10 protein-coding genes are annotated in these 15,013 nt (G+C 75.0%); 6 read left to right on the top strand and 4 right to left on the bottom strand.

The window, feature by feature from the left end:
• The first annotated feature begins 46 nt into the window (after positions 1-46).
• Positions 47-1,345 (top strand): nitric oxide synthase oxygenase, encoded by a 1,299-nt coding sequence (locus AB0O91_RS20090; protein WP_363434846.1) that lies wholly within the window; start codon positions 47-49, stop codon positions 1,343-1,345.
• Between the two features lie 34 nt (positions 1,346-1,379).
• Here AB0O91_RS20090 and AB0O91_RS20085 read toward each other — a convergent pair whose 3' ends face one another.
• Positions 1,380-2,033 carry a TetR/AcrR family transcriptional regulator C-terminal domain-containing protein gene (locus tag AB0O91_RS20085; RefSeq protein WP_363434843.1) on the bottom strand — a complete coding sequence of 218 codons (654 nt, stop codon included), beginning with the start codon at positions 2,031-2,033 and terminating at the stop codon, positions 1,380-1,382.
• A gap of 126 nt (positions 2,034-2,159) precedes the next feature.
• Here AB0O91_RS20085 and AB0O91_RS20080 point away from each other — a divergent pair, with 126 nt between their 5' ends.
• The 4 genes from AB0O91_RS20080 to AB0O91_RS20065 all read left to right on the top strand — a co-directional run bounded on the left by AB0O91_RS20080 (position 2,160) and on the right by AB0O91_RS20065 (position 7,195).
• The gene (locus AB0O91_RS20080) at positions 2,160-3,323 is read left to right on the top strand and encodes an acyl-CoA dehydrogenase family protein (RefSeq protein ID WP_363434840.1); all 1,164 of its coding nucleotides are present in this window, start codon (positions 2,160-2,162) and stop codon (positions 3,321-3,323) included.
• A 41-nt stretch (positions 3,324-3,364) separates the two neighbouring features.
• Positions 3,365-4,564: an acetyl-CoA C-acyltransferase gene (locus AB0O91_RS20075; RefSeq protein WP_363434837.1), complete on the top strand. Its 1,200-nt coding sequence runs from the start codon at positions 3,365-3,367 to the stop codon at positions 4,562-4,564.
• 65 nt (positions 4,565-4,629) lie between these two features.
• Entirely contained in the window at positions 4,630-5,400 is a 771-nt protein-coding gene (gene fabG, locus AB0O91_RS20070) for a 3-oxoacyl-ACP reductase FabG (RefSeq protein WP_363434834.1), read from the top strand.
• A 385-nt stretch (positions 5,401-5,785) separates the two neighbouring features.
• Positions 5,786-7,195 (top strand): S53 family peptidase, encoded by a 1,410-nt coding sequence (locus tag AB0O91_RS20065; protein WP_363434831.1) that lies wholly within the window; start codon positions 5,786-5,788, stop codon positions 7,193-7,195.
• A 212-nt stretch (positions 7,196-7,407) separates the two neighbouring features.
• Here the strand turns inward: AB0O91_RS20065 and AB0O91_RS20060 are convergent, their stop codons facing one another.
• Positions 7,408-9,330, bottom strand: coding sequence for a hypothetical protein (locus tag AB0O91_RS20060; RefSeq protein ID WP_363434828.1), 1,923 nt, complete (start codon positions 9,328-9,330; stop codon positions 7,408-7,410).
• A gap of 504 nt (positions 9,331-9,834) precedes the next feature.
• On the opposite strand from AB0O91_RS20060, the gene AB0O91_RS20055 reads away from it, so the two are divergent.
• On the top strand, positions 9,835-10,377 hold the full coding sequence (locus AB0O91_RS20055; RefSeq protein WP_363434825.1) for an HAD domain-containing protein: 543 nt from the start codon (positions 9,835-9,837) through the stop codon (positions 10,375-10,377).
• Between the two features lie 121 nt (positions 10,378-10,498).
• Here AB0O91_RS20055 and AB0O91_RS20050 read toward each other — a convergent pair whose 3' ends face one another.
• The gene (locus AB0O91_RS20050; RefSeq protein ID WP_363434822.1) at positions 10,499-14,539 is read right to left on the bottom strand and encodes a LysM peptidoglycan-binding domain-containing protein; all 4,041 of its coding nucleotides are present in this window, start codon (positions 14,537-14,539) and stop codon (positions 10,499-10,501) included.
• Complete coding sequence (locus AB0O91_RS20045; RefSeq protein WP_363434819.1) at positions 14,539-14,997, bottom strand: hypothetical protein; 459 nt, start codon at positions 14,995-14,997, stop codon at positions 14,539-14,541. Before AB0O91_RS20045 ends, AB0O91_RS20050 begins: the two co-directional genes overlap by 1 nt.
• Positions 14,998-15,013 lie beyond the last annotated feature (16 nt).

The raw sequence follows: 15,013 nt of genomic DNA, 5'->3' as shown, positions 1-15,013 counted from the left end.
GACCGGACACCTCCGGTACTCCTGTTCGGCAGGAGGGATGTGTCCTTTGATCTTCAACCGGCTCCGCACCCGCAGACCCACCACCGCCCCGAGCGGCGGCTGTCCGTACGCCCATGCCCACACCGCGCCGCACCCCGCCCCGGCCGCGGCGGACCCCGTACCACCGGGCCCCCGCCTGCCGCCCGCACCGGCGGCGGGCCGACTCCCGGCCGTACCAGCGGCAGGCCAACTCCCGCCCGTCCCGCCGCCGTTCACCGACCCGGCGCAGGCCGCCGAGTTCATCCGCCAGTTCCACCGCGAGCAACCCGCCGCCGGCGCACCGGAGTCGAGGCTGCGCGCCGTGCGGGAGGAGATCGACCGCACCGGCAGCTACCGGCACACCCCCGCCGAACTCGCCTACGGCGCCAAGCTCGCCTGGCGCAACGCGGCCCGCTGCATCGGCCGGCTGTACTGGCGCAGCCTGGTGGTCCGCGACCTGCGCCACCTCTCCGCCCCCGACGACATCGCCGCCGAGTGCTTCGAGCACCTGCGGGTGGCGGGCAACGGCGGCCGGATCCGCCCGGTGGTCTCGGTGTTCGCCCCCGACCGCCCGGGCCGCCCGGCCGCGCGCATCCTCAACCAGCAGTTGGTCCGCTACGCCGGGCACCGGGACGGGGACGGCCCGGCGGCCGGCGCCGTGGTCGGCGACCCGGCCGGCGCCGCGCTCACCGCCCGGGCCCGCGCGCTCGGTTGGAAGTGCGCCGAGGACCGCTTCGAGCCCCTGCCCCTGCTGCTCCAGGAGCGCCCGGGCGAGCGGCCGCACTGGTACGAGCTGCCGGACGACACCACCCTGGAGGTGCCGTTGAGCCACCCCGAGCACGGCTGGTTCGCCGAGCTCGGCCTGCGCTGGTACGCGGTGCCCGCGATCAGCGACATGACCCTGGAGATCGGCGGCGTCCGCTACCCCACCGCGCCGTTCAACGGCTGGTACATGGGCACCGAGATCGGCGCCCGCAACCTCGCCGACGCGGACCGCTACGACATGCTGGGCACCGTCGCCGAGCGGCTGGGGCTGGACACCTCCAGCGAGCGCACGCTCTGGCGCGACCGCGCCCTGGTCGAGCTCAACATCGCGGTGCTGCACTCCTTCCAGGAGGCCGGGGTGACGATCGCCGACCACCACACCGAGTCGGAGCGCTTCCTCAAGCACGTCGCCCAGGAGCGGCGGCTCGGCCGCCCGACCCCGGCGGACTGGAGCTGGATCGTGCCCCCGGTCTCCGGCGGGCTGACGCCGGTCTACCACCGGTACTACGACCCGGTGGACGAGGAGCAGCGGCCGGCCTTCCTCGCCCGCGAGCCTTGGTAGTGCCCACCCGCGCACCCTGGGGAACCGCCGGACGTCAGGCCCCCTGGGAGCGCGCGGCGAGGCGCTCGAAGCGCAGGCCGAGGCCGTCGAGCAGGGCCTCCAGGCCGGTCTCGAAGGCGCCCTCGTCGACCGCCCCCCGGTGCCCGGCGAGCCGGTGCGCCTCGCCGAGGTGCGGGTAGTCGGCCGCGTCGTAGACCTCGGCGTCGGCCGGGAACCCGGCCGCGAAGGAGGCCAGCGCGGAGCCCGTGACGAAGTAGCGCATCGACGCGCCGATCCGGGTGGCCTGGCCGCGCGGCCAGCCGGCCTCGACCAGGTGGCCGAAGACGGCGTCGGCCAGGCGCAGCGCGTTGGGCCGACGGCCCGGGCCCTGGGCCAGCACCGGGACGATGTTCGGGTGGGCCGCCAGCGCGGCGCGGTAGGAGCGCGCCCAGTCGCGCAGTGCCTGCGGCCACGGGGTGCCGTCGCCGTCGAACATCGACAGGTCGACTTCGCCGATGACGCTGTCCACCACCGCGTCCAGCAGCTCGTCCTTGGTCGCGAAGTGGTTGTAGAGCGAAGGGCCGCTGACCGAGAGCTCGGCGGCCAGGCGACGGGTCGAGAGGGCCTCCGAGCCCTCGTCGTCGATGAGCCGCAGCGCGGCGGCGACGATGCGCTCGCGGCTGAGCAGCGGGGTGCGCGGGCGGGCCATCGGGTCGCTACCTCCGGTCGGGTGGGACGGGGACCGATTCTGGCAGGTGCCCCTTCCCAGTGCGGGCGGGTCGGGGCTACAGTCCCAGTAAAACTTGCAGCGCTAGTTTAGCGGGATGGCACCGTCATGAATCTGGAGTTGTCCGAGGAGCAGAGCGCCGTCCGGGACCTCGCCGCCGCCTTCACCGACCGCGAGATCGTGCCGTACGCCGCCGAGTGGGACCGCGCCGAACAGGTGGACCGCGCGGTCATCGGCAAGCTGGGGAAGGTCGGCTTCCTCGGCCTGACCATCCCCGAGGAGTACGGCGGCAGCGGCGGCGACCACCTCGCGTACTGCCTGGTGCTGGAGGAGCTCGGGCGCGGCGACTCGGCCGTGCGCGGGATCGTCTCCGTCTCGCTCGGCCTGGTCGGCAAGTCGATCAACGGCTTCGGCACCGAGGAGCAGAAGCGGCACTGGCTGCCCCGGCTCACCTCCGGCGAGGCCCTCGCCTGCTTCGCCCTCACCGAGCCCGGCACCGGCTCGGACGCCGCCCACCTCACCACCCGGGCGGTGCGCGACGGCGAGGACTGGCTGATCAGCGGCGCCAAGACCTTCATCACCAACGGGACCTGGGCCGACGTCGCCCTGGTCTTCGCCCGCACCGGCGGCGACCACCCCGAGCGGCAGGGCCACCGGGGCATCACCGCCTTCCTGGTCCCCACCGACCTGCCCGGCTTCGGCCGCACCGAGATCCACGGCAAGCTCGGCCTGCGCGGCCAGGCCACCGCCGAACTCGCCCTGGACGGCGTCCGGGTGCCGGACAGCGCCCGGCTGGGCGAGCTCGGCAAGGGCTTCACGGTCGCGATGGCGGCCCTGGCCAAGGGGCGGATGTCGGTCGCGGCCGGCTGCGTCGGGATCGCCCGCGCCTGCCTGGAGGCCGCCGTCCGCTACGCGGGCGAGCGCGAGCAGTTCGGCAAGCCGATCGCCTCGCACCAGCTCGTCCAGGAACTGCTGGCCGGCATCGCGGTGGACGTCGAGGCGGCCCGGCTGCTCACCTGGAAGGTCGCCGACCACATCGAACGCGGCCTCCCGTTCGCCACCGAGTCCTCCGTCGCCAAGCTCTACGCGAGCGAGGCCGCCGTGCGGGCCGCCAACAACGCGCTCCAGGTGTTCGGCGGCTACGGCTTCATCGACGAGTACCCGGTCGGCAAGTACCTGCGCGACGCGCGGGTGATGACCCTCTACGAGGGCACCAGCCAGATCCACCAGCTGCTCATCGGGCGTGCCCTGACCGGCGTCAACGCCTTCTGACCCGACCCACCCCACCCCGGAAATCCGATAAGGAGCACGACGTGCGTCCTGTCTACTTCGCCGCCGCCCGCCGCACACCCATCGGCCGGCTGCGCGGAGCGCTCGCCACGGTCCGGCCGGACGACCTCTCGGCCACCGTGCTGCGCGCCCTGCTCGCCGACGCACCCGCCCTCGACCCGGCCCGGATCGACGACGTCTACTGGGGCGCCGCCAACCAGGCCGGCGAGGACAACCGCAACGCCGCCCGGATGGCCGTCCTGCTGGCCGGCCTGCCGGAGACCGTCCCCGGTGCCACCGTCAACCGGCTCTGCGCCTCCGGCCTGGAGGCCGTCACCCTCGCCGCCCGGGCCATCGGCTCCGGCGAGGCGGACGTGGTACTGGCCGGCGGCTGCGAGTCGATGACCCGCGCGCCCTTCGTCCTGCCCCGCCCCGACGAGGCGCTGCCGCACCGGATCGAGACCTTCGACACCCGGCTCGGCTGGCGGCTCACCAATCCGCGGATGGCCGAACTGCACGGCGTGCTCAGCATGGGCGAGACCGCCGAGGAGGTCGCGGGCCGGTACGGCATCGGGCGCGAACGCCAGGACGCCTTCGCCCTGCGCAGCCACCAGCGGGCCGCCGCCGCCCGCAAGGACGGGCACTTCGATGCCGAGCTGGTCCCGGTGGAGCGGCCGGACGGCGTGACGGTGGGCCAGGACGAGGGCATCCGCGAGGACACCAGCCTGGAGAAGCTGGCCCGGCTCAAGCCCGCCTTCCGCCCGGGCGGCACCGTCACGGCCGGGAACGCCTCGCCGATGAACGACGGCGCGGCCGGACTGCTGCTGGTCGGCGAGGAGGCGCTGCGCGACCTCGGGCTGCGGCCGCTCGGCCGGTACGTGGCCGGCGCCTCGGCCGGGGTGCACCCGGACGTGATGGGCATCGGGCCGGTGCCGGCCACCGCCAAGGTGCTCGGACGCGCCGGGTGGAGCCTCGCCGACCTGGACACCGCCGAGCTGAACGAGGCCTTCGCCGCCCAGGCGCTGGCCTCCGCCGACGGCATCGGGTTCAGCCCGGAGCGGGCCGACGAGGTGGTCAACCCGAGCGGCGGGGCGATCGCCCTCGGCCACCCGCTGGGCGGCTCGGGCGCCCGCATCCTCACCACCCTGCTGCACCGCATGCGCCGCACCGGCGCCCGGCGCGGCCTGGCCACGATGTGCGTGGGCGTGGGGCAGGGTACGGCCGTGCTGGTCGAGAACGTCTGAGTGGCGAGAACGTCCGAACGGCGAAGGGCCGGAGGGATTTTCCGATGATCGAAGGAGAGAACGGCATGACTGGCGGCACGGCTCGTTTCACGGGGAAGGTCGCCGTGGTGACCGGCGCGGCGCAGGGCATCGGCGCGGCGACCGCCCGCCGGCTCGCGGAGGAGGGCGCGACGGTCGCGGTGGTCGACCTGACCGCCGACCGGGCGGCCGGGACGGTCGCCGAGATCACCGCCAAGGGCGGCACCGCCCGGGCCTACGGCTGCGACGTGGCCGACTACGACGCCGTCGACGCGGTGTTCGCCCGGGTCGCGGAGGAGCTCGGCGGACTGCACATCCTGGTGAACAACGCCGGGATCACCCGGGACAACCTGTTCTTCAAGATGCCCAAGACCGACTGGGACGCCGTCCTGACGGTCAACCTCACCAGCGCGTACAACTGCAGCCACGTGGCACAGCGGTACATGGTGGCGCAGAAGTACGGGAAGATCGTCTCGCTCAGCTCGCGCTCCGCGCTCGGCAACCGGGGCCAGGCGAACTACGCGGCCGCCAAGGCCGGCATCCAGGGGCTCACCGCGACCCTGGCGATCGAGCTCGGGCCGTTCAACATCAACGTCAACGCCGTCGCCCCCGGCTACATCGCGACCGCGATGACGGCGGCCACCGCCGAGCGGGTCGGCGCCACCGCCGAGGACCACCAGACCGAGGTGGCCGCCCGGACGCCGCTGCGGCGGGTCGGTCAGCCGGAGGAGATCGCCTCGGTGGTGGCCTTCCTGGCGAGCGAGGAGGCCTCGTACGTCAGCGGGCAGACGCTGTACGTCAACGGCGGGGCCCGGTAGCTCCGGCTCGGTCCGGTCGGACCGGTTTCGACCGGTTCTGCTCCGCCCTGCCTCCGTCTGCTCCGGTCTGCACGGGTTGCACGGTCTGCACGGGTTGCAGCACGGTCCGCCCGATGATCCGGATGATCGGAGTCGGGATGCGGAGGCGCTGGGGGGATACGGTTAATATTCATTGAATATTGCTGACGTGTCCTCACATGGCCGTCCCAGGTGCGTGGTTACTTATCCCTGGGACGGCCTTTACCTTTTCGCGTAGCCGATCATGACCATGCACCTGGTCAGGCGACCCCACCAAATGACTATGGCATGATCATGCGGCACTCGATGGGATGTCCGAACCGACCCGACCGGACCTGGTCGGGCTCTCTGCGTCCCAAGGAGTCCCATGGGCAGCCCCGCCACCCTCCGCCGCGCCCTGGCTCTGCTCGCCGTGGGGGCCACCGCCCTCACCGCCGGCACCATCGCGGTACCGGCCGTCGGCGCCGCGACCGCCGCCCCCACGTACAACCTCTCCGGCGTGCACGTCCGCCCGGCCTCCTTCGGCCACCACCTCGCCACCACCCGCCCGGCGCCGCTGAGCACCACCCAGTGCGTCAGCCAGATCGGCATCCACTGCTACTCGCCGGTCCAGTACCAGAAGGCCTACAATCTGGCGCCGCTGTACAACGAGGGCATCACCGGCAAGGGCCGCACGATCGTCATCGTCGACTCCTTCGGATCGCCGACCATCCAGCACGACCTGGAGGTCTTCGACAAGCAGTGGGGCCTGAAGGACACCCAGGTCGAGGTCAAGAAGTGGGGCAATGTCCCCGTCTTCGACCCGAAGAACGCCGACCACACCGGCTGGGCCGGCGAGACCACCCTGGACGTCGAGTACGCCCACGCGATGGCCCCCGACGCCCACATCGTCCTGGTCGAGACCGGCGTCGCCGAGACCGAGGGCACCACCGGCCTGCCCGAGATGATGGACGCCGAGAAGGACCTGATCAAGAAGGGCGTCGGCGACGTCATCTCGCAGAGCTTCGGCGCCACCGAGAACACCTTCCCGGGCTACGACAAGGGCGACTTCAAGTCGCTGACCGACCTGCGCTACGCCTTCAAGGCCGCCGCCGAGCGCAACGTCACCGTCCTCGGCGCCTCCGGCGACAACGGCGCGACCGACTCGCAGCCCAACGGCACCGACCTGTACCCGTTCAAGGTCAACTCCTGGCCGTCCTCGGACCCGCTGGTCACCTCCATCGGCGGCACCCAGCTGACCCTGGACGACAACGGCAACCGCACCGCGGCCGACAAGGTGTGGCACGACAACTCCGGCGCCGGCGGCGGCGGCGTCTCGGGCGTCTTCCAGCGCCCGTGGTACCAGGCGGGCGTGTCGGACGTGACCGGCAACCACCGCGGCACCCCCGACATCAGCATGAGCGCCGCCGTCGACGGCGCCGCCTGGACCTACGAGTCCTACGACCCGACCGCCGTCGGCTGGCACCTCACCGGCGGCACCAGCGAGGCCACCCCGCTGTTCTCGGGCATCGTCGCGCTCGCCGACCAGCTGGCCGGCCACCGCCTGGGCCAGATCAACCCGAGCCTGTACGGCCTGAGCCTGCTCCCGAGCAAGTGGAGCGGCATCGTGGACGTCAAGGACGGCGACAACGGCTGGGGCGGCGTCACCGGCTACAAGGCGACCGAGGGCTACGACCTCGCGAGCGGCCTCGGCACCATCGACGGCACCAAGTTCGTCCACGCGCTGGCCGGTGACATCCTGGGCGGCGGCGACGACAGCCAGGGCGACGAGCAGTAGAGCGGTCGCGGCCGGTCGGTGCCTGACGGTCGATGCCTGACGGCTGACGGCTGACGAGTAACAGCTGACAAGTAACAGCGAACGGATAACAGATGTTGAAATCTGTTATCCGTTCGCTGTTTTCTGTCTTCTGTTATCTGTTCGCCGCCCTCGGTCCGCCGCCCACCGGCCTCTCCTGCCGACCGGCGAGCAGCGGGCGGCGCGTCCGACCGTCAGGCCTGGTCGGCCACCGCCGGTGCGGCAGCGACGAGTTGGGCCAGGTAGCGCTCGGCGGCGCGGAGCTTGCGGTTGTCGCGCCCCGGCAGGAAGGCCCGCAGTTCGATGATCTCCGGGGCGATCCGGACGGCCTCCGCCCGGTCGGCGATCGAACGCCAGCAGGCCTCGGCGTTGGTCGCGGCCTGCTGGGTCTCCGGGTGGTCCGCGCCCTGCGAGCGGAGCAGCGTCAGGGCCACCTCACGGTAGATGTCGGCCGCCTCGGCGGGCCGGCCGGCGAGCCGGCACACGTGGGCCCGCACCTGGCGCACCTGGAGGACCGGCTCGGAGACGGCACCGTGCTCGGCGATCGCCTCCAGCTCGAGGGCGAAGGCCAGGTCGGTGGCGGCGGCGTGGTCCCCCGCGTCGGCGCTGCGGACGATCCGTCCGATGACCTCGCGGTAGTCCTCGCGCGGCGCGACGGCGGCCTCCAGCGGGGCGGCGTCCGCCGGAACCGCGTCCCGCGGCACCTCGGCGACCTCCTCGGCCACCGTCTCGGTCGCCGTCTCGGTCGCCGCCCCCTCGGCCTCGACCACCACAGCCGTCCCGGCCGCGTCCTCGGAGGCGTCACCGGCCGGCTCCAACTCCGACTCCGGCTCCAACTCCGGTTCCGGCTGCGCCTTGCGCAGCGTCACGCCCGCCGGGGGCACGGTCTCCGCCGTCGACGGCACGGCGTCCGCGGAACCGGGCTTGTCCAGGCTCACGTTCGCCGCCGCCTCGGCGGGCTGCTCGCCCGCCTTCAGCAGGCTGACCGGGCGGGACGGCCGGGGCGGGGTGGGCGGCACGCCGGGCTTGACCAGGTTCACCGGTCCGCCCACCGGCGTCACCGGCAGCGGGGCGGCAGCCGCCCTCGCCCGCTCGACCACGGCGTCCTGCGGCTCCGTCCGGCTCGGCAGCGGCGGCAGCACGTTCACGTCCGCTTCCGCGACCGGCCGTTCCTCCCACACCGGCTGTGCGTCCGTCACCGGCGGCGTGTCCCGCACGGGCAGTGCGTCCGTCACCGGCAGCCGGTCCGCGACCGGCAGCGGCACCTCGGCCATCGGGGCCTCGCCCCGGCGGGCGGTGTTGCGGAAGACCGGGCGGTCCGGGACGTGGGTGGCCAGGATGATGACGTCCGGCCGCAGCACCGAGTAGACCTGCTGGCGCAGTTGCTCGGGAGCGAGCACCTCGCCCGCGCCCGGTCGGCCCCCGTGCAGCGCCTCGATCAGGGCGCGGGTGAAGGTGCCGATCTGCTCCGGGTCCGGGCTGACCACCGCCCACAGCGGGATGCCCTCGCTGAGCGGCGAGACGGTGCCCTGGAGGTACGGCCAGGCGTTCTGGTCGGCACTCAGGTCGGCGATGACCAGGGTCTGCCACTCGGCCGGACGGTGGCTCAGTTCGGCGGCGACGGCCTGCCAGGGCAGCCCGTCCTGCTTGGCGTCGCGCAGGGTGAGCTGCAACTGCCCGCCGCGCTTGTCCGCGACGACGTGCCCACCGAGGTGGACCAGCAGCGGTCCGGGGTGCCGGGAGGCGGCGCGCAGATGGGCGAGGACGGTGTGCGGGTCACCGGCGCCGGGGAGGTGGACGGCATCCACCGCGTCCGCGGCCAGCAGCACCTGTGGCGAGACGGCGGCGAGCATCGCCGACAGCACCGGTGCCTGGGCGGGACCACCCCGACCCCAGGTGCGCCGGCCGGAGTTGCCGTAACCGCCCTCGATCACCAGGATCCGGCCGCGCGGGGCGGTGCCCAGTCCGCCCGGTCCGGCCGGAGCCGGGGCACCCGGGAACGCGGCCGGCTGCGGTGCCGAGGCCGGGGCCTGGGGCCCGGCGCCGGCGGCGGGCAGGCCGGTGAGGGTCCATCCGGTCGGCGCGACCGGCGGCGCGGACGTCAGCGGTGCGGACACGGGCGGCACCGGCGGGGCCGGCGGCGCGGGCGGCGGTTCGTACAGTGCGGCGGGCCCGGGCGGGTGCTCCTCGGCCGGCCGGTGCGCGGGCTGCGGCGGTACGGCGTCCCAGGGGCCCGAGTCCGCTGCCGGCTCGGGACCTCCGGAAACAGCTGTCGTCTCCGCCATCTTCTGGTCACCGCCCCGCCCCGCCGCTGCCGCGGCGTCTGATGCCCTTGCCTTCGTGGTGCCTGCCACCACGTCCCGTGCGCGCCACCCTACGAGATCCCGGCACACCCGAGCCAGGCCGGGTGGCCGATCGGCGCGCCACACCGTCGGTGCCGACCGCTAGGGCGTGTCTGACAATTCGCGTCGGATCAGCGCGCGGCGTCGGGCGCCCGGCTGGGCGTGCCGGCAGGTCGTCCTCGTACTGGGCGTACTTGGGCGATCTGCCGGTGCGTCCAGGCGGGATGACCGGCGTCGCGCGCCCGGCGGGAATTGTCAGACACGCCCTAGCCTGCCGCCATGACCGGCGCCGCCCTTCCCCTGCTGTTCCTGGACGTCGACGGACCGCTCATCCCCTTCGGCGCCCCGCCGCCCGGCGGCTACCGGACGTACCCCGGGCCGTCCGCAGGCAATCCACTGGCGGACCGGGTCGACCCGGGTCTCGGACCGCGGCTGTCCCGCCTGCCCGGTGAACTGGTCTGGGCCACCAGCTGGTTGACGGACGCCAACGACGTCCTCGCACCCCGGCTCGGGCTGCCGCGACTGCCGTACGTGGCGTGGCCGGCCGTGGACGAACCGGGCGAGGACACCGGCGAGGGCGCCGAAGGAGTCGACGCCGCTCCCCAACTGCACTGGAAGACGCGCACCTTGGTCACCCGGGCGGCCGGCCGCCCGTTCGTCTGGGTCGACGACGAGATCACCCGGGCCGACCAGCGCTGGGTGGCGGCCCACTCCCCCGCCCCCGCGGTGCTGTACCGCGTCGACCCCCGCATCGGCCTCACCGAAGCCGACTTCGCCCTCCTCGACAGCCACCTGCGCGCGATCCGGACCGGACACCCCTGAGCTTCCGCGCCACCGCCCCCGTCGCCGGACCGCCCGACCTGCCCGGCCACCCCCGGCGGACCGGGAGCGACCGGGAGCAACCGGGAGTGGCCAGCAACGACCGGGCGGACCGCGCGCCGGGTCAGGAGCCGGCGAGCAGGTCGCGCAGCAGGGCGACCGTGTCGGCGTCGAGGTCCCGGCCGGTTCGACGGCTCAGCGCGTCCAGGCGGTTGACGGCGCGCAGGAGTTGGTCGCGCGCACCAGCCGAGGCGTAGGCGTAGAAGAGGTCCCGGTGCAGGAGTTCGACGTCCGGGGCGACGGCGAGGCCGCGGAAGACGGCGGCCTCGGCGCTGCGGTGGTCGCCGTACTGGAGGCGGCGGGCGGCCAGTTCGTGGGCGGTGTCGACGATCGCCGCGATCATGTCCTGGCGTTCGGCCTCGGCCCAGCCGTACGAGGCGGGCGGGGCCTCGGCGAACGGGGCGCCGCGGACCAGGGCCAGGGCGTGGGCGAGCGCGGCGTCGGCGGTCGCGCTGGTGCTGCGCATGCCGCGCCGGTAGAGGCTGCGGAACTCGTCCCAGTCGCAGGTGACGGCCGGGGCGAAGGCGTAGCCCTCGGTGCCCTCGGTGGGCAGGTAGGCGCGCCCCTCCGGCGAGGCGCCGAACCAGGCCGCCAGGTCGGCGAGTTTGGCCGGGAGCGGGCTCTTGGCGTCGGAGGTGGTGGGGTGCGGGTCGAGGTGGGCGGCACCAGGGTGCAGGTCGTGGTCGAGCGCGTGGTGGTCGGCGCCCGGGCGCAGCGCGAGGTAGACGGCGAGCTCGGTCAACCGGGGCAGCGCGCCGGGTTCGACGGCGCCGGGGGTGCCGGCCACGTCGACCGGGCCGAGCAGCCGGATCCGGGGGGCGTTGCGCGGCGAGTGCGCCTCCGGGGAGCGGAGGATGGCGAGCAGGTCGTCGCTGTCGCTGCGGCCGGGGGTGGTCCGGGCGACCGGGGCTTCGGCGGCCGGGCCCGGCACGACCGTCGCCTCCGGGCCGGGCGCGGGCTCCGGTCGGGCCGGGACCCGCGGGTCGGTGCCGGTGGGTGCGGGCGCGCTCTGGTGCGTCGGCACCGGCTCGGCGGGCGCGGCGGGACCGACGGGCAGGGCGGGCGGTTGCGGGGCCACCGGTCGCACGGGCTGGACGGGGGTCACCACGGCCGGTGCCGCCCCGGCCGGAGCCGCAACGGCCGCAGCGGCTGCGGTGTCGGCGGCGGCGGTCGCGGTACCGGCGGTTCCGTCCGGCGAGGAGGTCCCGCCCGGCTCGGTCGCCTCGGCGGGCCCGGCCGGCAGTCGCAGGTCGCGGGTGGCCTCGTCGGTGGGCTGCTCCGTCCCGGTCGCCGCCTGCCGGCCCTGCCCGTTGACGGCGAACCGCGCCGGCACCGGGGCGGGCGCGGAGGAGGAGGCGACGGGAACGGGAGCCGGCGCCGGGGCGGGCAGCGGGGTCGGCACGGGGGCGGGCGACACCGGGTCGGTCCCCGCGAAGGGGCTCGCGCCGGTCCCGATCACCCGGGCCAGCAGTCGGGGCCCGGCCGCCGTCCGGGCCTCCTCCTCGGCCGGCGCCCCCGACGCGCCGACGGCGGCCAGCACCGGTACCGCGACCGGCAGTTCGGTGGTGTCGGTGTCCTCGTCCGGGTCCGGGTCGAGGCCGGGACCGTCCAGGGTCCAGGCGGGCGCCGGGTGCTGGGTGGCGTCGTCGGCGGCCCGGAGCAGCTCGGCGACCTGGTCGTACTGGTGGTCGTCCAGCCGTTGGAGCTCGACGGTCAGGTGCAGTCCGGGGATGGCGGCCTGGCCGGTGGTCGGCAGGGTCCAGCGGGCGACCGGTCCGGTGCCGCGCTCGGGGGCGCGGGTGATCACGGCGACGCAGGTGCGCGGGCGGCCGTCGAGCAGTCGGCCGAGCTCGGCCGGGGTCTCGCCGCCGGGCTGCTGGGCGCAGAGCACGATCTCCGGCACCCACGACTCGTCCGCCTGGCCCCGGCTGCGGGCCTCGCGCGGACTGGCGGCCTCGGCCGCGACGAGCGTGGCGCGGGCCTTGGCGGTACGCGGGCCGAGGGCGGCCAGCGCGGCCTCCAGGGTGGGGTGCCGGTGGATCCGCTCGGCGGCCGGCCCGGTGATCGGCACCTCCTCGACGAGGTCCACCAGGTGCAGGTGGAGCTTGTCGGCCAGCGGGCTGTGGGCGAGCTCGATGGCGAGGGTGCGCAACACGTCGCGGGCGTCGTCGGGGTGCCCGGACAGGTGCAGCAGCCGGACGGCCTCCAGGTCGGCGAGGACCACCGAGCCGTCCGGCGAGGTGCCCAGGGTGACCAGCGCGGGGTAGGGCGCGGCGGTCTTGCGGGCCTGGGCCGGGCTCAGCAGGTCGCCGGACTCCTCGCTGCACCACCAGACGTTGGCGGCGTGGGCGGCGCGGAACGGCGCGATCGGGGTGGCCGGGCCGGACAGGTGCAGTTCGATGGTGCGGTCCGGGGTGATCCGGGCCGCGACGATCGCGGGCAGTCGCTTGCCGCCGCGCACGGTGGTGCGGGCCAGGGTGCGCAGGGCGCGGTCCAGCAGTTCCAGACCGGCCTGGTCCTGGCGGGCCAGCAGCTCGTTCTCGAAGGCGGCGGCCTCGGCGTCCGGCATCGCGATGCGGTGCCGGGGGCGGCGACCGCGCAGCTGGGTGCCGCGCTTGTAGGCGACGGTGCCGACCATCATGGCGGCGAGCAGGACGCCCACGGTGGAGGCGGCGAGGGCGACGCTGTAGTCGTCGCTGGGCGCCGGCTCGGCGTGGGCGGCGGGAGCGGGGGCGGGGGTGTCGGCGGGCGCGTGGCTCGGCGTCGGGGCCGGGGTGGCGGGCGCCGGGGTGGCGGGCGCCGAGGCGGCCGGGGCCGGGGTCGCCGGAGCCTGCGTGGCGGGCGCGGGCGCCGGGGTGGCGGGCGCGGGCGTCCCCGAACCTGCGGGTGCCGGGTCGGGGGCCGGGGCGGCCGTCCCCGGCACGGTGAGCACCATGCCCGGTTCCAGCACGTCCGGATCGGTCAGCCGCTCGCCGTCCGGGGCCTGCACGCCCTTGTTCGCCTCGAACAGCTTCGGCCAGGCCTCCGGGTCCCCCAACTCCCGCTGGGCGATCGCCGACAGGCTGTCCCCGGCGCGCACGGTCACCGTCTTCGGCCCGCCCGCGGCGGGCTCCGTCCCGGCCTGCGGTACCTGCGCCGGGGCCTGGGCCGGGGTCTGCGCGGGTGCCGGCTCGGCGGCCGGAGCGGGCGTCTGGGCCGCGGGCTGCGCCGCGTCCGGCTTGGCGTCCGCCGGCATCAGCAGCTCCCACCCGGGCTGGATCGGCCGCTCCGCGTCGAAGCGGAGGCCCGAATCGCCCACCACCCGGCCCTCGTTGAGCTTGGCGATCTCCACCCAACGTTCCCCGGAGCCCAGTTGGCGCTCCGCGATCGACCACAGGCTGTCCGCCGGGCGGCTGTCCCGCACGGTGTAGGTGGGGTGCTGGTCCGCCGCCGGGGCCAGGGCGGGCGCCGAGGCGGCGGCGGGCAGCGCGGCCCGCTGCACGCCGGGGGTCAACTGCGCCTGGACGGCCGGGGCGTGGGCCGTCTCGGGCACCGCCGCGAAGGCCGAGCCGGCCACCGGGAGCAGTACGAGCACCGAGCCGACCAGGCCGGACGCGAGCCGCTGGCTCCAGCCGAAGGCCGGGATCCGGCGGGCGATCCGGCCGCGCAGCTGCGCGGGGACCTCCAGCAGGACGGAGAGCGCGAAGCACCCCCAGGCCAGCCAGCCGACCACCACCAGCACCCAGAGGAACAGCCGCCCGTCGTCCGGGCTGGTGAGCGCCTCGCCCACCCCGCCGGAGGCGACCTCACCCATCGAGGCGACCGCCTGGGTGCCGTACAGCAGCAGGGCGGGGACGCCGAACAGCAGGGCGAGCAGGGTGACCAGCGCGGCGAGCCCGGCGATCAGCGCGCCGCCGCGGCCGCGGCCGGACCGGCGCCCGGTCCGGGCATGGCCCCCCGTGGTGCGCCTCCCGCCCTTCCCGTTCCCACCCGGGGTGCTCCCGCCCCGGGCTTTCCCACCGGGGGCGGTTCGGCCCGGAGGAACGGTTCCGCCCGGGCCGCTGCCGGCCCCGCCGGTACGGGCCTGGGCGGTACGGGCCTGGTCCTTGGCACGTGGCGCGGCCATCAGTCGGTCTCCGCTTTCTCGACTCCGTGGACGAGGGTCGCACTGCCCCTGCCCGTTACCTTCCGTTCCCCGAGGGCACCCAGCAGGACCGGCCGGTAGTCGGCCTGCACGGTGACCGTGACGACCTTGCCGTCATCGGAGAACTCGACGTCGCCGGAATGAAGTTCACAGAACTTCAGGTAGGCGTCGGCGGCCTGCCGGACGTAGTCCCGCTGGACCTTGAAACCCTTCCCCTGGAGCACCGCCGCCTGGTCGAGCTGCTGCCCGCCCACCCGTGCGGCCTCCTGGGCGCAGGCGTCGGTGCGTTCGGCGACCCGCAGTCGCCCACCCGCGTCGATCACCAGCGCCACCACGAGCACCAGGTAGGCCGCGCAGATCGCGACGAAGAGGGCGACCGCACCCCGGTCCGACCGGCGTCCGGCCGGGCGCCGACCACGGCCCCGCAGCCGATTCAGCACTCGCACTCCCTCCCCC

It is taken from the genome of Kitasatospora sp. NPDC089797 (genome assembly GCF_040684795.1).
Classification (GTDB): Bacteria; Actinomycetota; Actinomycetes; order Streptomycetales; family Streptomycetaceae; genus Kitasatospora.
The sequence above is the reverse complement of the archived record's forward strand: the minus strand, read 5'-3'. Positions and strand labels throughout refer to the sequence as shown.